Annotated in this window: 21 protein-coding genes and 3 pseudogenes; 8 read left to right on the top strand and 16 right to left on the bottom strand. The window is 69.8% G+C overall.

The genetic code is table 11. The annotated features are described in order from the left end of the window. Positions 1-226: 226 nt before the first annotated feature. From ACZ4K2_RS34825 to ACZ4K2_RS34815, 3 genes are all read right to left on the bottom strand, one after another. On the bottom strand, positions 227-697 hold the full coding sequence (locus ACZ4K2_RS34825) for a helix-turn-helix transcriptional regulator (RefSeq protein WP_467480142.1): 471 nt from the start codon (positions 695-697) through the stop codon (positions 227-229). Beyond that, complete coding sequence (locus ACZ4K2_RS34820) at positions 694-1,239, bottom strand: hypothetical protein (RefSeq protein ID WP_467480140.1); 546 nt, start codon at positions 1,237-1,239, stop codon at positions 694-696. Before ACZ4K2_RS34820 ends, ACZ4K2_RS34825 begins: the two co-directional genes overlap by 4 nt. Positions 1,240-2,661: 1,422 nt before the next feature. Then, complete coding sequence (locus ACZ4K2_RS34815; RefSeq protein WP_467480138.1) at positions 2,662-3,045, bottom strand: hypothetical protein; 384 nt, start codon at positions 3,043-3,045, stop codon at positions 2,662-2,664. Positions 3,046-3,116: 71 nt separating this feature from the next. On the opposite strand from ACZ4K2_RS34815, the pseudogene ACZ4K2_RS34810 reads away from it, so the two are divergent. Further along, positions 3,117-3,593 (top strand): annotated as a pseudogene (locus ACZ4K2_RS34810) (transposase family protein); the annotation flags it as partial. Between the two features lie 502 nt (positions 3,594-4,095). Here the strand turns inward: ACZ4K2_RS34810 and ACZ4K2_RS34805 are convergent. The 7 genes from ACZ4K2_RS34805 to ACZ4K2_RS34775 all read right to left on the bottom strand — a co-directional run bounded on the left by ACZ4K2_RS34805 (position 4,096) and on the right by ACZ4K2_RS34775 (position 8,093). After that, positions 4,096-4,332 carry a hypothetical protein gene (locus ACZ4K2_RS34805; RefSeq protein WP_467480135.1) on the bottom strand — a complete coding sequence of 79 codons (237 nt, stop codon included), beginning with the start codon at positions 4,330-4,332 and terminating at the stop codon, positions 4,096-4,098. Between the two features lie 60 nt (positions 4,333-4,392). After that, on the bottom strand, positions 4,393-5,079 hold the full coding sequence (locus tag ACZ4K2_RS34800; RefSeq protein ID WP_467480133.1) for a hypothetical protein: 687 nt from the start codon (positions 5,077-5,079) through the stop codon (positions 4,393-4,395). A gap of 585 nt (positions 5,080-5,664) precedes the next feature. Continuing rightward, positions 5,665-6,894 (bottom strand): GNAT family N-acetyltransferase, encoded by a 1,230-nt coding sequence (locus tag ACZ4K2_RS34795; RefSeq protein ID WP_467480129.1) that lies wholly within the window; start codon positions 6,892-6,894, stop codon positions 5,665-5,667. Between the two features lies 1 nt (position 6,895). Continuing rightward, positions 6,896-7,210 carry a hypothetical protein gene (locus ACZ4K2_RS34790; RefSeq protein WP_467770001.1) on the bottom strand — a complete coding sequence of 105 codons (315 nt, stop codon included), beginning with the start codon at positions 7,208-7,210 and terminating at the stop codon, positions 6,896-6,898. 77 nt (positions 7,211-7,287) lie between these two features. Then, positions 7,288-7,623, bottom strand: a complete 336-nt coding sequence (locus ACZ4K2_RS34785) for a hypothetical protein (protein WP_467480124.1) — start codon at positions 7,621-7,623, stop codon at positions 7,288-7,290. 7 nt (positions 7,624-7,630) lie between these two features. After that, positions 7,631-7,864, bottom strand: a complete 234-nt coding sequence (locus tag ACZ4K2_RS34780) for a hypothetical protein (protein WP_467480121.1) — start codon at positions 7,862-7,864, stop codon at positions 7,631-7,633. Between the two features lie 10 nt (positions 7,865-7,874). Next, on the bottom strand, positions 7,875-8,093 hold the full coding sequence (locus tag ACZ4K2_RS34775; protein ID WP_467480120.1) for a hypothetical protein: 219 nt from the start codon (positions 8,091-8,093) through the stop codon (positions 7,875-7,877). A 1,499-nt stretch (positions 8,094-9,592) separates the two neighbouring features. On the opposite strand from ACZ4K2_RS34775, the gene ACZ4K2_RS34770 reads away from it, so the two are divergent. Continuing rightward, positions 9,593-9,763 carry a DUF5670 family protein gene (locus tag ACZ4K2_RS34770; RefSeq protein ID WP_011113206.1) on the top strand — a complete coding sequence of 57 codons (171 nt, stop codon included), beginning with the start codon at positions 9,593-9,595 and terminating at the stop codon, positions 9,761-9,763. 325 nt (positions 9,764-10,088) lie between these two features. On the opposite strand, the gene ACZ4K2_RS34765 is transcribed toward ACZ4K2_RS34770, so the two are convergent. After that, the gene (locus ACZ4K2_RS34765; RefSeq protein ID WP_467480118.1) at positions 10,089-10,823 is read right to left on the bottom strand and encodes a GbsR/MarR family transcriptional regulator; all 735 of its coding nucleotides are present in this window, start codon (positions 10,821-10,823) and stop codon (positions 10,089-10,091) included. A 208-nt stretch (positions 10,824-11,031) separates the two neighbouring features. Here ACZ4K2_RS34765 and ACZ4K2_RS34760 point away from each other — a divergent pair, with 208 nt between their 5' ends. Both ACZ4K2_RS34760 and ACZ4K2_RS34755 read left to right on the top strand, forming a co-directional pair. Then, positions 11,032-11,994, top strand: a complete 963-nt coding sequence (locus ACZ4K2_RS34760; RefSeq protein ID WP_467480115.1) for an ATP-binding cassette domain-containing protein — start codon at positions 11,032-11,034, stop codon at positions 11,992-11,994. After that, entirely contained in the window at positions 11,991-12,782 is a 792-nt protein-coding gene (locus ACZ4K2_RS34755; protein WP_467480112.1) for an ABC transporter permease, read from the top strand. The genes ACZ4K2_RS34760 and ACZ4K2_RS34755 overlap by 4 nt, the downstream gene beginning before the upstream one ends. 106 nt (positions 12,783-12,888) lie before the next feature. On the opposite strand, the gene ACZ4K2_RS34750 is transcribed toward ACZ4K2_RS34755, so the two are convergent. From ACZ4K2_RS34750 to ACZ4K2_RS34735, 4 genes and pseudogenes are all read right to left on the bottom strand, one after another. After that, positions 12,889-13,050 carry a hypothetical protein gene (locus ACZ4K2_RS34750; RefSeq protein WP_467480110.1) on the bottom strand — a complete coding sequence of 54 codons (162 nt, stop codon included), beginning with the start codon at positions 13,048-13,050 and terminating at the stop codon, positions 12,889-12,891. 693 nt (positions 13,051-13,743) lie between these two features. Then, a complete protein-coding gene (locus tag ACZ4K2_RS34745) occupies positions 13,744-14,415 on the bottom strand; it encodes a transposase family protein (protein ID WP_467480108.1) in 672 nt (223 codons plus the stop codon). 204 nt (positions 14,416-14,619) lie between these two features. Then, a complete protein-coding gene (locus tag ACZ4K2_RS34740) occupies positions 14,620-15,072 on the bottom strand; it encodes a hypothetical protein (protein WP_467480106.1) in 453 nt (150 codons plus the stop codon). Positions 15,073-15,150: 78 nt separating this feature from the next. Then, positions 15,151-16,196, bottom strand: a pseudogene (locus ACZ4K2_RS34735) (S66 family peptidase). A gap of 214 nt (positions 16,197-16,410) precedes the next feature. Between ACZ4K2_RS34735 and ACZ4K2_RS34730 the strand changes: the two are divergent. The 4 genes and pseudogenes from ACZ4K2_RS34730 (at position 16,411) to ACZ4K2_RS34715 (ending at position 20,892) form a co-directional block, all read left to right on the top strand. Beyond that, a complete protein-coding gene (locus ACZ4K2_RS34730) occupies positions 16,411-17,430 on the top strand; it encodes a hypothetical protein (protein ID WP_467480104.1) in 1,020 nt (339 codons plus the stop codon). Between the two features lie 145 nt (positions 17,431-17,575). After that, positions 17,576-18,181 (top strand): hypothetical protein, encoded by a 606-nt coding sequence (locus ACZ4K2_RS34725; RefSeq protein ID WP_467480102.1) that lies wholly within the window; start codon positions 17,576-17,578, stop codon positions 18,179-18,181. A 1,059-nt stretch (positions 18,182-19,240) separates the two neighbouring features. After that, positions 19,241-19,424, top strand: a pseudogene (locus ACZ4K2_RS34720) (IS5/IS1182 family transposase); the annotation flags it as partial. 241 nt (positions 19,425-19,665) lie between these two features. Continuing rightward, a complete protein-coding gene (locus tag ACZ4K2_RS34715; RefSeq protein ID WP_467770000.1) occupies positions 19,666-20,892 on the top strand; it encodes a cytochrome P450 in 1,227 nt (408 codons plus the stop codon). A 62-nt stretch (positions 20,893-20,954) separates the two neighbouring features. On the opposite strand, the gene ACZ4K2_RS34710 is transcribed toward ACZ4K2_RS34715, so the two are convergent. Further along, positions 20,955-21,930: cytochrome P450 (locus tag ACZ4K2_RS34710; protein ID WP_467481145.1), on the bottom strand; the 976-nt coding region annotated here is incomplete at its 5' end.

The raw sequence follows: 21,930 nt of genomic DNA, 5'->3' as shown, positions 1-21,930 counted from the left end.
GCAGGGTCGGGGGCCGCCAGGACCGGCCACGCACGCCGCTCCCTGCCCGCCGCCGCTCCCGGCCGCGCCAGGTTACCGTGTCGTCGCCGGCGCCGGTTTGCTCTGCTGCTCCAGAACGATCCGGTTTAGCCAGTGCTACCGGTGCGCTGCTCGGTCAAAGGGCGTTAACGGCGACGGCGCCTCCCGGTCGGGGGGGCGCCGTGATGGTGCGCGGTGTCGGCGGCGGTCAGCCGGCCAGCCGAAGGGTGGGCCGGGCCTCGGGAACCGGGGCGTCTTCGCCGCCGTCCGGGTCGGGGTCGAAGTCGGTGCCGGTGCGGGCGTCTCGGGCCCGTGGCGGCCGGATGTCGCCGGTGGGGAAGTTCAGCGGCCACACGAACGTGTCGGGGTCCTTGAGGTGGTTGACCATGTGGGTCAGCGACTCGTAGCCGGCCAGCAGCGGGTGGATGAGCACGGTGCCCTTGCGCTGCCGCTCGCTCAGGATGCCCTTGTCGCGCAGCTGGCCGATCGCGCGCGAGACGACGGGCTGGGTCAGCCCGAGGCGTTCGGCGATCTCCTGCTGCCGGATGCGGACCAGGCCGCCGGGCTCCTGGCGGGCGGTGAGGACATCGAACACGTCGCGGGCCGTCGGCGACAGGCACGCGTTCGGCAGGACCTCGAAGATCTCCGGGTTGTGGAAACCAGGGACAGTGCTGCTCATCGCGTGACCTCGTTCCTCACGGTCGGAATGACGATCTCGTGCTCCAAGAGCACCTTCTCCAGCGACTTCACCAGCCGCCGCTGCTTCACGCTGCCCCACCGGTAAGCGTAGAGCGGGTGGACCCGGTACACCCCTCGCCGCTCCTTCCAGGTGAAGTTGTGACGGCTGAGCTGTCCGATCGCGCGCGACACCTTCGACTGCGAGCACCCGAACTTCGCCGCGAGGCCGCTCTGGGTCATCTCCACGAGAGCTTGGTCGTCGTGATGGGTCTTCAGGTGGTCCAGGACGTTGCGGGACATCGTGCTGAGGTCGAACTTCCACAGGCTGTCCTCGATCACCTGGGCCATGCTCAGGTGCTGGGTTCCGTAGAAGACGTACGGCTTGACCTCGGGGTTCGTGCTGAAGGTGCCGCCTTTTTTGGCGAGCTTCTCGAACCGCTTCAGCAGATCCCGCGCCGACTCCATGCCGTTGACGGCATCCGAGGGCGGGGGAGCCGGAGCCAGCCGTGACGCCTCCGCGCTGCGCCTCAAGGGCTGGGCCACGGGCCTCTCCTTCATCTTCATGATCGTTGGCGCCGCATAACATAGCAGATCTGCGATGTTATGCCTGGGATCCATGCATGCGGCGGGCGTGTCCCTGGACAGGAACGATCTATTCACCTACGTGCATGCATCTCACCGCCCGCGACCACGATGCATGCACCCTGGTTGCATGCATCGTCCGCGTTTTCGCAGGTCAGCGCGTTGCGACTATCTGATCTTTAGAGGCGCACCCCCGCAGCCCGAGCCGCACCCTCCAACCCCTGCATACAGCAGCGAGGGCTGCGCCCGGGCGGGTGAGGCCACGGATCCATCCGCCGACGGCCGCCGACTGCTGAGGTTCGGTTGCCGGTCGTGGGCTGAGGCGGCTTCGCGCGCGGCTCCGCGGCCTCGTGCGGACCGTAGGCGGCATCAGCGTTGCTGAGTCTCGGGTGGTGCCGACCGTGACGCTCAAAAGCATTGAGGCGTGGCTGGTGCCGGTGCGTGGTTCCGCCGCCCGGCCCTGGGGGGCCGTTCGGCTCCGACACCTCCGCGCGCTGCAATTCGGCACGCCCATATCGGAGCTTCCGTTCTGCGGCTGAGCGAGCGTGCATTCGGAAACGATGGACCCGCCAGCACGGACAGCCCGGCGGCCAGCGCCCGTACAGGGACTCTGGGCCGCCAACTGCTCCCTGAAGGGGAGTTCAGCCGCCTGCACAGCCCCGGACCTCTGTAGACCCGGTCCCGCGTTTCTAGCCGGGGCGCGGCATGCCTGCCGTGCCCCGCTGTTTTTCCGGGCCTGGTTGTCCCGCCCCGAGACCTGCGCCGCGCACGTGTCGCCCTGCCCACGCGGAGAGGTGCCCGGGAGCTGTGACGAGACTCGGATGCTCGCGCTCTGATCAACGGCAACGGCCCCTCTGCCTGCGGCGATGTGTGAGACGAGGGGCCGTGGCATCCAAAGCTGCCATCATGCCCCGGCTGCGCTCCGCCCCGCCGGGCGCGCTCCCGGCTTCGCTGCGGGCGCCGCTCCTGCCTTCGGCCCGCTCCGCCCGTGTTGCGCCGACGCGCGCCCACAGGTGGATAGGGCCGGGAGCCATGAGTCGATCACCGCATAGAGCGGCCCGCGGTCAAGATGGAGCCTCCGGCGGGGGATCGGCCGGCACCCGGATGGAGGGGGCGCCGTCGCCGATTGCGGGCACGTAGTGGCGTGTGCGGGGTGCTCCGATCCCGTCCACCGCCGACCCAGGCAGAGCCGAGCAGACACGGCACCTGGCGTCCAGGTCGTTCATACAGTGGCGCGCTCCATCTGGACGCCAGGCACCGCGCCTGCTCCACGGTGTATGGGTCGACGGCGGACGGGATCGGAGCTGCGGTGAGCGGTGGGAAGGGTGGCGGGTAACGATGCTGCGCGTCGTGGGTCTGGTGGGAGGACCCCTATGGCGGGCTTCAGAGGAAGGCCAGCGGGACGTCCTTCTCGATGCAGAGCCGTAGGACGCCCGCCATTTGGCGGGCGTCCTCGATGTGTTGCTGGAGGAGCTGGTCGCCTTCCTCCCGTGCCCACTGGTCGGTGATCGCCTCCAGCCGGACCAGTATGGACGCGCACTCGGTGGGCGAGAGGTCGTCACCGCCGGCATCTGGATGATCGAGGAGTGGCTCCAGAGCGGTGGACACCTCGCTCCACAGGCGCTCGCCGCCGAAGCCCCACATTTCGGAGAGGACGAATCCCTCGGCCTCGGCCAGGCGCCGCCGGAACGCGGCAAAGCCGCTGTAGGACCAGGAGACATCCGGACTGCTGTTGTCTCCATCGCCCGGGAAAAGAACCAGCCCCATGTGCCCTCCTGCTTGCCGAGCACACAGGATCGAGGACAGGGGACAGCCTCGGCAACTGGGATGATCTTGATGTGGCTGGTGTGATCACGGCGTCGGAGCCCTCCTGGATAGCCCCCTTCACAGGGCTGAGCCCGCGTGCCTTCGGGAAGCTGGTGACGGTGCTGCGGCGCGAGGGTGCGGATGCGGTCCGCAGGGGCCGGCCATGGAGCCCTCCGCTGGAGAACCGGGCACTGCTGGTCGCGGCGTACTGGCGCACGAACCTGACCATGCGCCAGCTCGCCCCGCTGTTCGGGGTGTCCAAGTCGGCGGCGGGCCGGATCATCGACCACCTCGGACCGATGCTCGCGCTCCAGCCCCGCAAGCGGTTCGCCAAGGACACCGTGCTCATTGTGGACGGCACCCTGGTCCCCACCCGCGACCACACCATCGCCGAGCGGTCGAAGAACTACCGGTACTCCACCAACCACCAGGTCGTCATCGACGCCGACACCCGCCTGGTCGTCGTGGTCGGCCGGCCGCTCGCCGGGAACCGCAACGACTGCAAGGCCCGCCGGCGCCGCGACCCGGGGCCCCGGCCGTCGCCGCCGACGGGGCGCCCTGTGGGGCTGACCGCATCGAGGAGAAAAGGGTGTGAGGCGCGGGCTCTACCGGCGGCGAGCCGGTACAACCCCGCCCCCGCACCGGCCGGGACCTGGGCGCCCCGGCTGGCGCCGCGACGCTCCCGCAGGCGACCAACCGGGACGACGTCTTCGGGTCGGCGCACGAATTGGACCGCTGGCTCGACGCCCACCCCATCAAGTAGCCGCAAGTCCCGCAGGGTGTGGCCGCGTTCCTCGGGGACGTCGGGATCCCGGCCGGCGAGAGCGACCGCCAGCCGGGTGTCGGTACCGGGCCCCGGCCCACACAGCGCGCAGGTCGATGCCGAGTTCCGTGGCCGCAACGTCAAGGTCCTGGCCGTGCCGGGAAACGGTGATGAGCCGGTCGGCCTGGCGGCCGGTGAGCGGGACGGGGTCGGTCATGCCCGCACCCAACGGGCGCGGCGTGCCGGCTTCAGAACAAGGTGTCAGTGCTCTCGGAATCCTCGGCGGATGCCTGGGCCAGCGTGCGGGGGCGGCGGGGACGCGGAGGCTTCGGGTCCTTCCCGAACAGTGGTTGGGTCCCGCACTCGTCGGGCACGGCGGGCACCGGCCGGCACACCGCCGCGTCGACCAGGTTGAGCGGGGCGCAGTCGTCGAAATCGGCGCGCTTCATCCGGGTCCAGTCGCGGCCCTGGGGTATGGCGGTCACGTGCGTCTCCTGTCTGCGCTCGGAGCCGACGAGGGTTGGCCATCGTGTTGGAGCTACCCGTTAGACGGTCCTCGCAGTGCGTCGGGCGGCGGCGGCGCGAGTGCGGGCGATGTCGGTGGGGTGGATGCCGTAGCCGACCGGGTCGAGGCTGATCAGATCGCGGTGCAGGCGGCGTATCCGCAGGGCCAGATCGAGGTGGAGGCGGGGGCGTGTGTCGCGGACCTCGGCGACGGTGCGGGCGTTGACGTCCAGGCGTTGGGCGAGTGCGGTGGCGGGCCATCCGGCTCGTGCCAGGTCGGCCAGCAGCCGGGATGCCTCGACGGAGTCGGTCAGGCCGGGGGAGCCGGGGGCGCGGCGGTGGGGGAGGGGGATGCCGAGGATGGCGTCGGCGGAGGTGCGGGCGATCTCCCGGGCGCTCTGACCGTCTGCCGGGGTGCGCAGCACGCGGCGGACCAGGGTCACGGACAGGCCGGCCCGGTCGGCGATGTCCTGGGCGGACATGCCCCGTTCGCGCAGCCGGACCGCCCACCGGGCGGCGGCATGTGGTGGGACACGGGCGGATCGACCGCGTGCGCGATCCTGGTTGCGCCGGCGGCGGGCGCGCAGTGCTGCCTGGCGGCACTCGGCGCGGGTGCAGCCGTAGTCGGCGCACGAGGCCTGGCCGTGGCGGACCGACGACCGTCGCGGCCGACGCTGCCGCGCGGCCGGCACGGCGACGGAAACGGACTGCTCCGCGGTGAGTGGCATGGCGATTCCTGCTGCGAGTTCGGTGTGCCGGCTCACGGTACGCGCCCCCACCGACCACCGACAGAACAGTCCTGCTGCGCACCGCGTGTGCGGTCCACAGGCCCGGGGAGCAGCGCGTCCCCCCGTCCCTATCCCCAGGCCGGCCGTGGACGACGGCGGCGTAACTGCCGGACAAAGCAGCCGAGTTGGTTACGCGGTGGGTCAGCGGTGCCTACCGAGGGACGGTAGACCGCCAGGGTCAGTCCGCACACTGCTGCCGACCCGTACGACGCGCGCCGGTTGCCTGGTGGCCGGCTTCCTGGACGTGACTTCGTCGGACTCGGCCTTCCTGCGTGGGCGGATCCCTCACCGCGCGGCGGCCGGCCTTCGACGAGGCGTTCGGCACGACCGGTGCCGGCGGAGCCGCCGCGTGATCCTGCACGTCGACCGCGCGTAGATCTTCGACGCCGCGCAGCAGTACTTCCGGGCCGCCCCGGAGGTCACCGATTGGGGAGCGCTTGCGGCCGCTGTCGCCCGGCGCGCGGACGAGGCCAACGGAACTCCCGTGTATGCACCGTGAAGGTCGGCGTTCCCGGGGCCGGTTTCTCAGGCGCGCCGGCCTGGTCCGTGCGGGCGCTGTCCGGGGGTGGGGGGCTGCGGCACGGCTGACTGCGGTGGCGGTGGCTGTGGTGTCCGGGCACGGGCGGCCTGGCCCCGCAGCAGCCGTTCGGCCATGGCCTGGATCTGGGCGGCCCGGTCGGCGAAGGGCCGCGCGTCGTCCCGGGCCGTAGCACGCAGGAAGCCCTCCTCGTCGTAGCGGGCGCGGTAAGCGGCACTGGCCTGCTGCGCCGAGGAAGGGGCGACGGCGGCTGCGACAGCGGGAGTGAAGCCGGCCTGATGCGTCAGGTACGGCCGGTCGGCCTGGCGCCAGGCGAGCCCGGTGACGTCGACCGCCACGTCACCGGGGTGCTCGAGTTCCACGCTCGTCGCCAGCGCGCGGGCCGCATGCAGGGCCGAGAGCGGCAACGGAGCCAGGGTGAACACCACGTGCGTGACGGGCGGCCCCGGCGGCTGGCGCTCGAAAAGTTCCTCGTGATGGGCGTCGGCGAACGCGGCCTGCCGGGTGGTGTTCCAGTACGCCTCGCGCGGCAGGTTGCCGTGCCCGAGATGTTCCAGCAGCGCCGCGGCCCGCGCGCCCGGGTCCTGCGTACGGTCGTGCACGTACTCGTGGACGGAAGGCGGCAGGACCAGCCGGACCGCACCGTGCAAGGGCTGAGCGCCCGGATCCACCCGCACCGGCGTGACCGGCCGGTAGGCGCTGGCGTGCAGGGCTGCTTCCGACTCCAGACGCTCGCCGTAGCGGTAGACGGCGTCTCGGTGACCGTCCAGCCCGTAGTGCCTGTTCTGGTGCGCGTTGTGGGCCTTGTCCGAGGCGACATCCACCGCGTCGAAGTAGCTCGCCCACTCCTCGGGGTCCTCGGGGGGCCGGTTGTGGACGTTGCGCTGCGGCGCCGGCTCCCGGTAGCCGTTCCACCAGCGCGCACCGCTCTCGGTGCGCCCGCCGTGGTTGATCCAGGCCGTGGGATGCGCCGCATACAGCGCGTCCATCAGCACGCCGGCCAGACCGCGCCGCTGGAAATCGGGATGCACGCGCAACATGGCCACCTTCACCGCCTGCCCGTCGGGATGCAGGAAGAAGTCGAGCTGTCCCGCCACGCTCGGGCCGACCGACGCCACCAGATGACGCCCCAGCCACGGAATCCTTGCGCTGACCTTCCACTCCGTCAGCCACAGCGCCAGCCCCTCCTCGGGCAGACCCTCCGCGTCCGCAGCCACGCTAGTGAGCGCCCCCGGAGGGCACCACGGCCACCAGCCTGCTCCCTGCCACCTCACCGACGCCCTGCACTGCGGCGAGCGCGGCCGTGACGTCCTCCTCCAGCCGCCGCCCGCCGGCGTCCTGCCCGAGACCGGGCCGGCGCACCGGGTCCAGACGCAGGCGGCTCTGCACGACCGCCTCGACCTGCCCGGGCGCCGCCTCCTTGCCGGCCGCCTCGTAGGTGACCACCTTCGCCCTGTACACCACGTCACCGCGTGCGTCGGGCGCCGAGCGGTGATCGAAGATGATCTCTCCCGCCGTGGCGAGAGCAGCCATGAGCCGGGCGACCGCCTCCGGCGGCCCACTCAACTCGACGGCACTGTAAGAAGGCTGTGTTGCCTGCAACGACTCGTTCACGACCGGCTGCTCTCCTGGACTGGCGGACTGTTCCGCAAGGCGAACTTCCGCCCCTGTTGCAGAAGTTCCCCCGTCCGGGCGCGCGCCGGCTCGTCGTCTTCCTGCTCTTCAATCTGGTCGGCTTCGGCGCGGAGGGCGGTGGCCTTCTCCAGCCACATCCGCTCGTCGTCGGTACGCGGACCGGCGTAGACCGGCGGCACGCGCTGCTCCAGCTCGGCTGCGCGGCCTCGAAGTTCGCTCGGGGTGTTCATGGTCGGGTGCCTTTCGGGTGGGAGCCAGGGTTCGAGGTGGTCGGCTTTCCAGTCCAGGTAGTCGGCCAGCCAGTCGCTCACCGTGTTGTCACTTCTCGGTGTCGTGGTCCGCGGCCTTCACAGCACGCGCCAGCAGCAGCGCGTCCCTCACCGTGCGGGGCTCGTCTCCGACCGCGTTGGCGTACACGGCAGAGGAACGCAGCAGCTTGGCCACCGCTTGACCGAGGTCGGGGGTGATGGTCTGTTCATCGAGCATCAGGACCGCAGCAGCGCCGTCGATCAGCTCTTGTGCGATCTGCTGCTTGTGGGTTCTGCTCTGCATGACTGCCTCCTCACTTCTCGGCGGTGCGCTTCTTCCGGACAGGGGCGTTAGACGCCTCGATCAGCTCGTGCACGGCGTCGGCCGCTTCGTTGAGACGGTGCGGGTCGACGCCCCCAGTCGCTTCAGTGTTCCTGACAGCGGTGAAGAAGACGTCCACGAGTTCAGCAGGCATCCGGCAGCCGACCACCTCTCCGAACCCGGGTCCCTGCGACTGGATCGGTGGCTGCATGCCCTCCGGCCACTTCCCCGCCAGTGCGCCCCGCCTGCCGGCTCCTGGTCGCAAGCCCGAACCCGGCTCAGGACTCTCCGGCAGGCGCGTTGGCCCGCGCTCGCCGCCCCGCCCTCTCGAGCGGTACACAGCGCTTTCCCTGAACGTTCGGCCCCGCCGGACCGGCCCCGGCCCCTCCCCGCGGAACTGGAGTGGCTCGGCGCGCGGCTGAGCATCCCCCTCCCTGCAGCACACGAGCGAGAAGACCAGCCACCGGTCACACTCGCCCGGCCCATGGAACCCGCGGCGGAGGATGCCCGCCCGGTGGCGCGCCGCTGGGGCAGTGCGGTCCCGCGCAACGTGCGAAGGAAGCGCGGGACCGCAGGCCGCGGCCGTCCTGTCGAGCCGGGCAGGGGGACCGTACGTCACCCGCCGCCGGTACTGCGCGCGGCACTCCGCCGCACCGTCCGATCCCGGCCCCGATCCGCGCCGGGCGGCGAGCAGCGCGCGCTGCTCGCCTCCCGGCGCGCCCTGCGGCTGAGCCGGCCGGCAACTCCACCCCGGGGCGACCGCCGTGCGGGCCGCGCGCCTGCCTGTGCCCGCGGCCCGCCCCACCACCGCCGGGCGGTCCCGCCCTGTCCCGGGCCGCGCGCCCGCCCACCAGGACCGGCCGCGCACGCCGCTCCCTGCCCGCCGCCGCTCCCGGCCGCGCCGGGTGACCGTGTCGTCGCGTCCCGGCCGGGAGCTCGCGCTCCTCCTGGCGGTGGTGTGACTTTGCGCCGCCGCTCGCCGTCCCGTCGGGCTCCGCTGCGCCGGGGCGGTTCGCTGTCTCCCCGCCGGCGCTGTGTATCCGTCCTGCGGGTATCGCCAGGGCACGGGCGGCCTGGCCCCGCAGCAGCCGTTCGGCCGTGGCCTGGATCTGGGCGGCCCGCCCGGCGAAGGGCCGCGCGCCGTCCCGGGTCGCAGCACGCAGGAAGCCCTCCTCGTCGTAGCGGGCTCGTAGCGGGCGCGGTAAGCGGCACTGGCCTGCTGCGCCGAGGAAGGGGCGACGGCGGCTGCGACAGCGGGCGTGAAGCCGGTCTGATGCGTCAGGTACGGCCGGTCGGCCTGGCGCCGGGCGAGTCCGGTGACGTCGACCGCCCCTGTTGCAGAAGTTCCCCCGTCACGCGCTCCGGCCCGGATGCTGCGTGAGTTCGACGGCCAGCACGGCAAGAAGGAGGCGTGAACGGCTGGCCGCCGTGGGCCACTGGCGCGTGCATCGAGGTCTGTGACCTGGACCGGCGGACGAGCCGGCACCGGCTATCGCGCTTGGGCGTCGATCGCGAAGCGTTAGACCGTGGACTGCCCGGTGCGGAGGCCGATGACGAGGCGGCCCGTGCTGCGTGAGGAAGTGACACCGGGGGAAGCAGGCCTGGCGCTCGGCGCCCGCGCATATGCCCCGCGCCGCGCGGAAATAACTCCTGCTTTGTGGGGTTGTCGGAAAAAAGTAAGGGCATCTGCTGGTCAGGAGGTTGATAACAATGGTTCCCCTGCTTCTGGTTCTTCTTCTGGCTCTGATCCTCTTCGGTGCGGGTTTCGCTCTGAAGGCGTTGTGGTGGATCGCGGTGATCGTGCTCGTCGTGTGGCTGCTGGGCTTCGTCGTCCGCACCGCGGACAGCGGCGGCCGCAAGGGCCGCTGGTACCGCTGGTAGACGACCGACACACCCGGCGTGAGGAACGCGCCGCATGCGAGACGAGTGGGGCCCGGCCGGATGCGGCCGGGCCCCACTCGCGTGACACGGTCTCCTGGGCTGTGAGCCGTTGGGAGGGATCGGGCGTATCGGGCGCATCGCAGGGTAGGTGAGTGATGCACCGGCCCCGCAGGCCCAGCAGCGGAACTCTGCGCCTCCTGTCTGCGGGGCCGCTGCCCGCATCTCTTGCGGTTGGGGAACTGTCAGGGTGTCGACCCCTCGGGAGAACAGGGCCGTCAATCGTGACGGAAGCAATGCGGCGAGACCTGTGGCCAACGTGGCCCGCTCAGTCGGTTTCAGATGCCTGCCGAGGGCGGGTGGAGTAGACCTTGTGCCAGTGCTCGGCCGAGCGGACCAGGTCGTCGATAACGTGGCGGAGGAACTGACTCGTGTTCTCCAGTCGGGCACCGGCAGGGGTGGTGACGCCAAGCTTCCGGGCTCCGGCCGCGCAGGCTTCGGCGATCCGGGTCTGGTTGCGCGCGCCAGCCATGATGGATGTGAACACCGCGTCGTCTTCGATGACGTAGCGCTCGGCGCGGCTGCGGGGGTCGCGCTCGCGCTTGATGAGTGCCTGGTTCTCCAAGTAGCCGATGGCCTTGGAGACGGAGGCGGGACTGACCCGCAGGCGTCGCACGAGGTCCGCAGAGGTGAGGCTGCCGCTGTCGGTGGTGAACAGCGCGGCGAGCACCTTGGCCATCATCTGCGGGAGCCCGGCCTGAATCATCAGCTCCACGTTCTGCGCGCCCGCCTCGTCCACGATCCTCGGATCGCGCCCGCCGAAGTCGGCCCTTCCCGTTGAGAGTGCCGGCGCGGCGGTCCTGCGCTGACGCACGTGCCCTGCGCCCGCTCGGTGCGCCGCCTCGGCGCGGTAGCCGCGCGGCCCGCCGTTGCGCATCACCTCGCGAGTGACGGTCGAAGTCGGCCGCCCGACGCTGCGGCCGATGGCGGCGTAGGTCAGCCCCTCGCGCAGCCCCGCGGCGATCTGCTGACGGTCCTGGAGCGTGAGTCGGTCGCCGGGCATCAGAGCGTCCTCCACTGGTCGACGTCCGAACCAGCTTAGTGCAACGCCCTCCGTTGCATTACCAGGCATCCGCCATGCAACGATTCACCTACTCTACCTGCATATACATCATTGCTTCGCGTTAGTGCGATTGACGAATTAGTGCATGCAACGCAACTATTACCGAGACGTGAAGGTCAGTTGAAGTTCATCGACGGAAGCGGAACCCATGACCACCCATCTCGGTCCCCCAGCCCTCTCGGCGGCCGCGGTACGCAAGGCGTACGGCGACCACGTGGTGCTGAGCGGCATCGACCTTGACATCCCCGCAGGATCGGTCTTCGCCCTACTCGGCCCGAACGGCGCGGGCAAGACCACCATGGTGCAAATCCTGTCCACGCTCATCCGAGCTGACGCCGGCGACATCCGGGTCGCCGGCCACGACGTGGTCCGTGATCCGGACGCGGTCCGTGCCGCGATCGGCGTCACCGGCCAGTTCTCCGCGGTTGACGGCTTCCTCACCGGCGAGGAGAACCTGCTGCTGATGGCCGACCTGCACCACCTGCCCCGCCGGGAACGGCGGCAGTGCGCCACCGGCCTGCTGGCGAGATTCGACCTGGTGGACGCGGCCCGCAAGCCCGCGGTGACGTACTCCGGCGGGATGCGCCGCCGCCTGGACCTCGCGATGACGCTGGTCGGCCGACCGCGGGTGATCTTCCTCGACGAGCCGACCACCGGCCTCGACCCGCGCAGCAGGCGGACCATGTGGGAAATCATCCGCCGTCTGGTGACCGATGAAGGCGTCACGATCTTCCTCACCACCCAGTACCTCGACGAAGCCGACCAACTCGCCGACCGGATCGCGGTGCTGCACCAGGGAAAGATCGTCGCCCAGGGTTCGGCGGAGGAGCTCAAGCAGCAGGTCGGCGGAGGCCACATCACCCTGACATTCACCGACGCACACGACCACGACCACGCGGCCCAGATCCTGGACGTCGTGTCCCGCAACGATGAGGCACTCACTCTCCAGGTCGCCAGCCAGGGCGACGTCCGGTCGTTGCGCGCACTCCTTGACCGGCTCGACGGCGCCTCGCTCACCGTGGAGGAACTCCAGATCCACACCCCCGATCTCGACGATGTCTTCTTTGCGCTGACAGGCAACCCCGTCGCGGAACAGGAGCCCGTCCGATGAGCACCGCCACCCACGCCTTCACCGATTCGATGACCATGCTGCGCCGCCAGTTGCGGCACTTGCTGCGCTACCCGACACTCACCCTCACCGCGGCCGGGGTCCCGGTGGTCTTCCTGCTGCTGTTCGTCTACGTCCTCGGCGGCATCCTCGGCAGTGGCCTCGGCGGCCCGTCCGGCGGCCGGGACACCTACGTGAACTACGTCGTCCCCGGCGTCATCCTGATGACCGCGGCCACCGCGGCCCAGGGCACCGCGATCTCGGTGGCCCTCGACATGACCGAGGGCATCGTCGCCCGGTTCCGCACCATGGCCATCGCCCGGGTCTCGGTGCTCACCGGCCACGTGCTGGGCAGCCTGGCCCAGACCCTGCTGAGCATGGCCATCGTCACCGGCGTCGCACTACTGGTGGGCTTCGATCCCACCGCGGACTTCGGTGAATGGCTCGGCGTGATCGGCGTGCTCGTGCTGATCATCTTCGCGCTCACCTGGCTGTCGGTCGCGCTGGCCATCATGGCCAAGAGCGTCGCAGCCGCGAGCAACATGCTGACCCCACTGATGATCCTGCCGATGATGGGCAGTGGATTCGTCCCCACCGACTCGATGCCCGCCGGGCTTCAATGGTTCGCCGACTACCAGCCGTTCACCCCGTTCATCGAGACCCTGCGCGGGCTGCTGATGGGCACCCCGATCGGCAACAACGCGATTCTCGCCATCGGCTGGTGCGCCCTGATCGCCCTGGGCGGCTATCTGTGGGCCAAGAAGCTCTACAACCGCGAGCCCACGCAGTGAGCGGCTTAGGTGGCGATTCTTGACCACCTAGCCGGTCGAGATGAGTCCGCTCGGATTCGAGGCCGGCTCGGGACCGGGCGCCAAGGCAATTAAACCCGGAAGTCCCTCATCGTGGCTGCGTGCGTGATCGGTCGGCAGCGCCGGCAGATGTGCGGGGGCGGGGCACGGCGGCAACCGGTCCCAGGTCGAGCCGGGCGTCCATGTCCAGGCGGAAGGTGCCGTACGAGTTGACGTTCGACCAGAACAGCGCCCCTTTGGCCTCGATCACTCGATCAGATCAACGACGGCGCCCCGGACACGGAAACGGGACTCGTCCGGCTACCCACGACCTACTTTGCGGCTGGTGTCTGAGCTAGGACACCGGGGCCGAGACGAGAGCGGAGCAACCGCGGGCCTGAAGTGTCCAGCGCAGCGCCCTCCCCGCACGCCGGACACAAAGCTGCCAGTAGCGGGCAGGGGCCCGGCGAGAAGGGGCTGCCGGTACTGCGTCCGAGGTGGCGCCGCAGAGTCCGCCCCCCGGTTTCAGGGGCGCTCTCGTTAGCTAACGCCCACAGCCAGCCCGGCCGTCGCACCGTGACCTCGGCAGGCCGGGAAGCGTCGGACAGATACCGAACCCGAAGGGACGGCGTCATGGTCCACCGGCGGTGACGCGATGCCGTCTTTTCAGTCCACCCGGCGGTGGCTATCCTCCATTCCCACGTGCCTCGTCTCGCGCGTGCCACGGCCAGGACCCACCTCCCGGCCGCAAGCGAACCTGAGCGGCCGCTCGGAAGACGAAAAGGATGGATGGTGCTTCGCGAACGCGCCGTGACGTCCGTGCATCTGGCACGCCGTGGTGGGACGGCACCGCCGGTGCACTGAGCCTTCGCCAACTTGAAGTAGTAGGTCAAAGGGTTGGTGTGACCGGTCCTCGGGGTACTCATGCTGGTCGTGAGCGGGAGTCCACGGAGAAGATCATCCGTCAGCGGTTGATTTCGAGGTTCGTCAGGACGAGCAGGGCGCGCAGGAGGCGGGTGGCGCGGGCGGGAGCGGTGCGGAGCTTGGTGAGGATCTGCCAGTTCTTGAGGTGGGCGAAGCCGTGTTCGACCGGTGCCCGTCCGACGGCGAGGACACGGTTGGCTTCCTTCTGGCCGGGGATGATCTTGTGGGTACGAGTGGCGATGTAGCCGGTGACGATCACGGGGTCGAGGATGTCGTTGTCCAGGCCGCGGAAGCCGAGGTCGGCCAACGCTCCGAGGCCGGCGGCGCGCAGGTGGGTCAGGATGTGGTCGTGGCGGGCGGCGGTGTTGTCGTGGGTGCGGCCGGGCCGGGCCGCGGATATCCAGATCAGACGGCCGTTCTCGTCGGTCAGGGCGAGGAAGTGCAGGCCATGGCTGCGGTGCTTGCCGGAGTAGTTCCGCCGGTCGGCCTTGCCGGTGCGGCGCTGGGTTCGGATGAGGGTGCCGTCGATCAGGACCACCTCTCCGCCCTGCTTGGCGACCTTCTTCAGGGCGCGGTTCAGGCGTGGGGCCTGGGCGGCGAGCAGTCCGATCAGCTCGTCGCGCCAGCGGCGGACGGTAGACTCGGACACGTTGTTGCCGCCGGCCATGTCGGCCAGGCGCTGGTCGTGGCGCAGCACGGCCAAGACGATCACCGTGATCTTCCCCGGCGGCAGGATCCGCCACCTTGATCGAATCGCCTTCAGATGACGCCGCAGCAGGCTGGCGAGGTGGTTGACGGTGCCCGTGGACAGCGGTAGACGGCACTGGTGGACAAGCGGGCAAGTGTCTTCGGCGTGTTCATTGGTTTGCGTCACACAATTCCAACGGCCGCCGGGGGCGCCGTGGTTACGCCCGCATCACAGGCGGGTGGTGAACCTGCCGTCGGGCAGTTTCCGCAGCCAGCCGCGGTCGACCAACCTGACCAGCTTCCCGCGCAACGGCTCCAGCTTGCCCCGCGCACTGATGTCCACGCCCAGCATCTCGCCGACCTGACGGGCCATGACCGGTCCGGCGGCCTGCCGCACAGCGGCGAGGATGCGCTGGTAGTCCGGCGGAAGTATGGCCTCCTCCACGTCCGGCGCGCGGTGTGGGATCAGCATCACGGCCCGTCCAGCCACTTGCCCGGGCACCGGCATGACCGAGGCACGCTCGTTGGCGAGCTGCTCGCTCACGCACTCAAGGACCCTTTCGCCGACCTCGAGTTCGTCGCGCTCGGCCCGTACGTCCGCCAGCTCCTTGGCCAGCTGTTCTTCGAGTTCGTCCAGCTCCGCGCGCCGAACGGTGATCCGTTTCAGTAATTCGGGATCCATGCACCGGATCGTACTGTGTGCCTCCTGGCGAGGGCCTGTTTCTGGTGCTTTGCCGTGAGCTGAGGATCTCCAGCGCCGTTAGTACGTCACCGTGATCCGCTGCGCGGGACCGTCCACGCTGACCGTTCCGCCGTAAGGGATCACCAGTTGGGGATCGGTGTGCCCGAAGTCGACATCGAACACAGCCATGGTGTGCGGGGCGTACGTCGCCAGTGCGCGTAGCACCGCTTCGCGCTGCTCAGCGGCGTAGCGCAGCTTGTCCTCCGCTTTGTTCGGCTGCTGGAAGGACCACGCTTTGGCGCGGCCCATCAACAGGGCCGGGAAGCGCGCCAGCAGGCCCCGTTCTCCCATGTTGCGCAAGATCCGGAAGACCTCCTCCCCCTCGGCATCTCCTCCGACGTCTCCAAGAACAGCACGCCGCCCTCGTAGGCGGCTGGGTCGCGTGCGATCTCGCGGTCGGCCATCAGCAGCCATGACAGGATTTCCAGATTGCCGCCCCAGGCGCGGCCCTCGACGAGCTGGTCGAGCTGGTGCCAGATCCAGCCGTCGGCGGGCTGCGAGTCCGGTTCCCTGTCGAAGGTGGCCGGGGCGGCCCAGTCGCGGTCGGTGTCGCGGTAGCGCGTGGCGGGGCGGAGTTCGTACGGGCCCGAGGTGAACAAGGCCGCGCGTACCGAGTCAGCGGTCATGGGGTGGAGTGCGTAGGGGCGGCCGAGCTCGGTCATCAGGCAGGCGCCGTGGTAGGCAACGATGCCCAGGTTGTGCAGGAAGACCAGCAGGTTGGTGTTGTCGCTCGTTCCGAAGAAGGGCTTGGGATTTCCGCGGATCAGCTCGCGGTCCAGCAACGGAAGCACGGTGATCTGGTCGTCGCCACCGATACTGGCCATCACCGCCCTGACCGAGCGATCGGCGAACGCGGCGTGGATGTCATCGGCGCGTTCCTTGGGCGTGGAACCCATTCTGCGAGTGGTCGGGTACTCCACCGGTTCGAGGCCGAAATCCTCACGCAGCCGCTTGAGCCCCAGCTCGTACGGCAGAGGGAAGAGCTCGGGCAATCCGGACGAAGGAGAGATGATCGCTATGCGGTCACCGGGCACAGGCTTTGGAGGATATGCAGGTGAAGTCATGACCGTCAGGCTAGAGGTCTGATCGACTACGGATCATCTTCATTTCAGGCGGGCATTCTCCGTTCATCGACCTTGAGCAGGAACCGAAGTCATCCCCTGACGGTCGATCTACTTCATGGAATGCCGCCCACGACCAGCGCGAGTACCCCGAAGGGCCGCCACACCAGCCCTTTGACCTGCTTCTTCAGGTTGGCGGAGGCTCACTGGAGCAGTCATGACGAAACCGAACACCACCCACCAGCAGCGCATCGCCAAAACCCTCCATCACACCGTGGGATGCGGCTATCAGGAGGCCTTGCGCCGTGTCCGGGAGGCCGCCGCCGCCGGACTGCTGCCCGCCCGGCTGGATGCCGCAGGACGCGCGGCAGCCGTCGAACTCTTGGCCCATAGCGTCACCGCTGCAGCCACCACCGCAGCGAGCCGGACACAAGTCGCGCCGCAGAGCACCCCTGCGCAACCATCCTCAGAGCACAGTGCCCTGCCCTGGACCGGCGGGGACGCACTGGCCTCCCTTGCCCCCGGGTCGGTGACGGGCTTGGTGTCACTGCCGACGGCCGGCCGGTCGACGCTGGCCCTGAACATCGCTCTCCACAACGCCCAGGCCGGTACCGCCGCCCTGTTCACCTCCGGGGAGATCTCCTTCCGCTCCCTGCAACAGAAGGTTCTCGCCGCCCGCTACGGCGTCGATGTCCGCCATCAGGAACCACGTGGCGGCTGGGCCGCCTTCAAGACCACCGTGCTCTCCGAGATGAAGGACCTGCCCCTGTCCCTTCACGGCGCACGAGCGCGCAACAGCGCACGCGACAGCCTCCGCCGAGGCCTGCTGTCCGCAGCCGGCACCAACCGAAAACTCAGGCTATGGATCGTCGACTCAGTCCTGCACTTCAGCGACCTCACGAACCACGGTCCCGACACCGCGGCGACGATGGCCGAGCTTCACGCCCTGGCAGCCGAGTACAACCTGGCCGTCCTGGTCACCTCCAGGGTGATCACTCAGCACCCGGAAGAGCCCATTACCGCCGCGCACCTGCCAGCCGGGATGGCCGAACACAGCGACCACGTCCTCGTCCTTGACCGGCCAGGCACCTACTGGACCCACACCGCCTCCACCGCGGCCACCCTGCGCCGGCACACCGACCCTGCGCTCGACCGCGCAATCGAGCTGGAACTGCAGCCGGACCACTGCCGCTTCGTGCCGGCCTGGCAAGTCCGTTCGCACCCTGCGACCACGTGAGGCGTGCCGTGCAGCACCGGGCCGACGCCGCTCCGAAGTCCTTGGCGCCATCCAGCGCGGACGGCCCCGATCAAGGCCGCCCGCGGGCTGCCTGCTGGCAAGGCACGGCAGGCAGCCGCCGCTGGGGCCTTGAAGAATGCTCCTCATGGACGATGCCTTCACGCTCCTTCGGCGAGCGACTGATCTACTCCCCGAGGGTGCCCGGACTGAAAACGGTGTGACGGTCGACGACGTGCGCGACTATCAATGGCACCAGGAGTGGGAGCTTGTCCTCGACCTCCTGATGGAGATCGCGGACGAGCAGCCGGTTCCCTTGCAATTCTGGTCGCTACTCAAAGACGCAGCCCGCCAGATGATGCTGGAGCACAGCGCCGACTGGTGCGAGTGGCGGGCCTGGGAGACGCAGCACGGCAGCCTCCGGGCCAGGCTGAGCCTGCTGAGCACGGAGAGAGGCGGACGCCAGACCGCCTTTTCCGGGCAGGGGCAGCTGCGGCCGCTCTGGAATATCGGCAACCAGGCCCCCGACGGCGGGCAGGCAGTGAACGTCGCGCGACTGTGGGTGGAAGGCGCGCCCGGCCTGGCACCGGGAGAAAGCGCGACGGTCCGCTTGGCGCCACTCAGCCCCGAACAGTGGCGCCATGTCCAGCCCGGCGACGTGATCACCATGCACGAGGGCAGACCGGTTGTCGGCACGGCAGTGATCATCGATGTCACACCGCCTTCCGTCGCTGGGTGCGAGGGAGATCTGTAGAGCGTTCACCCAGGACCCGCCCAAGACCAGGCCAGATCAACTTCCTGATCAAGCAGTTGGGCACGGCCAAGGCCGTGGCGGCAGAGATCGGCGTCACCGCGACTCCGTCAACCGCCACCGGCGCGGGGCGCAATCACCCGCCCAGGAACATCCAGCAGCGGATCGACGCGGCCATCCGCGCCCGCTGGTAGCCCTGCCGGCCGGCCGTCTGCCGACTCCCCCCTGCGTCCCGCCGCGTCTACCCGGCCGCGTGTCTGCCCGGAGAACTCGCGCTTCTGACAGCCAGGGCCGGCCCGCCGCGCGCCGCCGTCCGCTGTGCCTGGTTCTCCACCGTTCCGCGCTCTCCGTCGTTCCGCGCTCCGGTCCCGCTGCCTCGTCGTACCGGCCTGTCACGCGCCGCCCCCCCGGGCCGCCGTTCACCCGTGGGCCGAGGAGTTCGTGCTCCTGACGGTGCGACTTCGGACTCTTCGCCGCCGTCGGCCGGGCTGCCCGGCCGGATTGCCGCACCACCCTGCTCGCCCCGTCGGCGCCGTGTATCCGTCCCCTGCGTTCCCGTTGCTCCACTGGGCCCGCGATCCGGTCCGCGGGCCGTGTCGTGCCTGGCCGGCACCGTCCACAGGCCGGCTGCGTCCGCAGCCCTGCCGGGCGCTCCCGTCGCCCGCTCCTGGCCGAGGAGATCAAGCCTGAGATCCAGCGGGTGTGGGCCGAGCACACGGGCGGAGGCAGCATCACGGACCCGGAACTGACCACGTTCGCGGAAACAGATCCATGGAATCCGCGGCGGAGGATGCCTGCCCGGTGGCGCGCCGCTGGGGCAGTGCGGTCCCGCGCAACGTGCGAAGGAAGCGCGGGACCGCAGGCCGCGGCCGTCCTGTCGAGCCGGGCAGGGGGACCGTACGTCACCCGCCGCCGGTACTGCGCGCGGCACTCCGCCGCACCGTCCGATCCCGGCCCCGATCCGCGCCGGGCGCCGCCCGGCGCGCGCTGCTCGCCGCTCGGCGCGCCCTGCGGCTGAGCCGGCCGGCAACTCCACCCCGGACGACCGCCGTGCGGGCCGCGCGCCTGCCTGTGCCCGCGGCCCGCCCCACCATCGCCAGGCGGTATAAGGCGTGGGGACTTTCCGGCGCGAAGGACGCTGTCGGCAGGACCCCGGTCCTTGCAGACGGCGGCTACCGAGGCACCGGTCTGGTTGGTCATCCCGCACCGCCGCGAGCGCGGTCAGACCGAACTCCCGGCCTGGAAGGTGAGAACGATCATGCTCGTGAGTTGAGCGTCGCGACGTCCGGGCGGGGCTGGGGGATGTCGCCAGCGGCTTGGGGAGCGGCGAAGTCAGCGTGGGCTTGCTCGACGGCTTCGTGGTACGCCTCGCGCTTGGACCCCAGTCGAATCGGCGGTAGCAGAGTTTCCCGATCCCAGACGTCTTTGATGAGCTGGAAGATCCATAGCCTTGTGGGGATGGTCACGCATCTGACTTGAGGAGTTCCGTGTCCGCTGCCCACCACCACCCGGACATCCTGTCACCCGAGTTCGCCGCGAACCCCTACCCCGCCTATGCGGTGATGCGGGAGAAAGAACCCCTGATCTGGCATGAGGCCACACAGAGCTACATCATCTCCCGCTACGAGGACGTTGAACGCGTCTTCAAGGACAAGAAAGCGGAGTTCACTACCGACAACTACACTTGGCAGCTCGAACCGGTCCACGGCAGGACGATCCTCCAGCTCAGCGGCCGCGAACACGCGGTACGCAGGGCCCTGGTCGCCCCTGCGTTCCGCGGCAGCGATCTGCAGGAAAAGTTCCTGCCGGTCATCGAGCGCAACTCGCGCGAGCTCATCGACACCTTCCGGTACTCCGGATCCGCCGACATCGTCAGCGACTACGCGACCCGTTTCCCGGTCAACGTCATCGCGGACATGCTGGGGCTGGACAAGGCCGACCACGCCCGGTTCCACGGCTGGTACACGGCCGTCATCGCCTTCCTCGGCAACCTCTCGGGCGACCCCGGGGTCGCCGCCGCCGGTGAGCGCACCCGCGTGGAGTTCGCCGAGTACATGCTTCCGGTCATCCGTGAACGGCGTGCCAGCCCGGGCGACGACCTGCTGTCCGCCCTGTGCGCCGCGGAGGTGGACGGTGTGCGCATGAGCGACGAGGACATCAAGGCCTTCTGCAGCCTGCTGCTCGCGGCGGGCGGTGAGACCACCGACAAGGCGATAGCCGGCATTCTGGCGAACCTCCTCGACAACCCGGACCAGTTGGCGGCCGTCCGCGCGGATCGGAGCCTGATACCCGCCGCTTTCGCGGAGACCCTCCGCTACACACCGCCGGTCCAGATGATCATGCGACAGTCGGCGACCGACGTCGAGGTCACCGGGGGCACCATACCGGCGGGCGCCACGGTCACCTGTCTCATCGGTGCGGCGAACCGGGACGAGCGGCGCTATCGCGCCCCCGACCGGTTCGACATCTTCCGCGACGACCTTGCCACGACATCGGCCTTCTCGGCCGCTGCCGGCCACCTCGCCTTCGCACTCGGCCGGCACTTTTGCGTGGGCGCGCTCCTGGCCAAGGCGGAGGTCGAGGTGGGCCTGAACCAGTTGCTGGACGCCATGCCCGACCTGCGCCTCGCGGACGGACACGACCTCGTCGAGCAGGGGGTCTTCACCCGGGGCCCGAAGACGCTGCCCGTGCGCTTCACACCGGTCACGGCCTGACGGGATCGCTGCCTCCGCGCCCGGGGGTCGGCCCGGGCGCGAAGGGGGCTGGTTCGCGGTGCCTAGTTCACGGACGGGGTGAACTCCACCGGCAGGGACGTCAGGCCACGCATCCAGATCGAGGGACGCCAGGTCAGTTCCCCAGGCTCCACCGCCAGTACGAGGTCAGGGAGGTGTTCGAGCAGCGTCTCCACCGCCGTGCGGGCCATGACGTCCGCCAGGAGCGGTGCCGGGTACGGACAGCGGTGCTCTCCGTTGCTGAAGGAGAGGTGTGCGGAGTTGCCGGAACCGGCTTGTGGCTCCGGCCAGATCTGCGGGTCGGTGTTGGCCGCCGCCAGGCCCAGCACGAGGCAGTCCCCTTCCCGGATGCGACGCCCGCCCAGCTGCGTGTCGCGCACGGCCCAGCGGCCGATGAAGTTCTGTGTGGGTGTGTCCAGCCACAGGACCTCGTTCAACGCCTCTCCGACGCTGATCCGCCCGCCGGCGACGTTGACCGCGAAACGCTCGTCGGTCAGCAGCAGACGCAGCGTGTTGCAGATCCAGTTCGCGGTCGGCTGCTGCGCGGCGGCGATGACGGAGATCAGATCCTGCACGATCTCCTCGTCGCTGAGCCCGGCGGGGTGGAGCAGCATGCGGGAGGTGACGTCGGGGCCGGGACGCTCGCGCTTCTCCTGCACCAGCCGCATGATGCGCTCGCTGACGCGCGTGTAGGCGGCCACCGGGTCGTCGCCTTCACCGGCGTCCAGGGAGATGCGCAGGTCGTCGACGAGGCGTTCGGTGTCTGTGTCCTCAGCCGGCATGCCGCACATCCACAGCACGCCGCGGGCGGGCAGCGCGTGCGCGTACATGCTCATCAGTTCCGCCCGGCCACTGCCGGCGAAGGAGGAGATCAGCCGCGCCGCGATCAGCTGGCACTCGCGGGCCAGCTCGAACTGGTCCACCGCTTCCAGCGCCTGGGTGATCACGCCCGCCCGGCGCTGGTGCTCGGCGCCCTCGGTGAAGAGCACCGATGGCTGGTAGCCGACGTATGGCAGCAAC

This window comes from Streptomyces sp. NPDC025833 (assembly GCF_055558055.1).
Note: the sequence above shows the minus strand (reverse complement) of the source record. Positions and strands in the feature narration are given on the sequence as shown.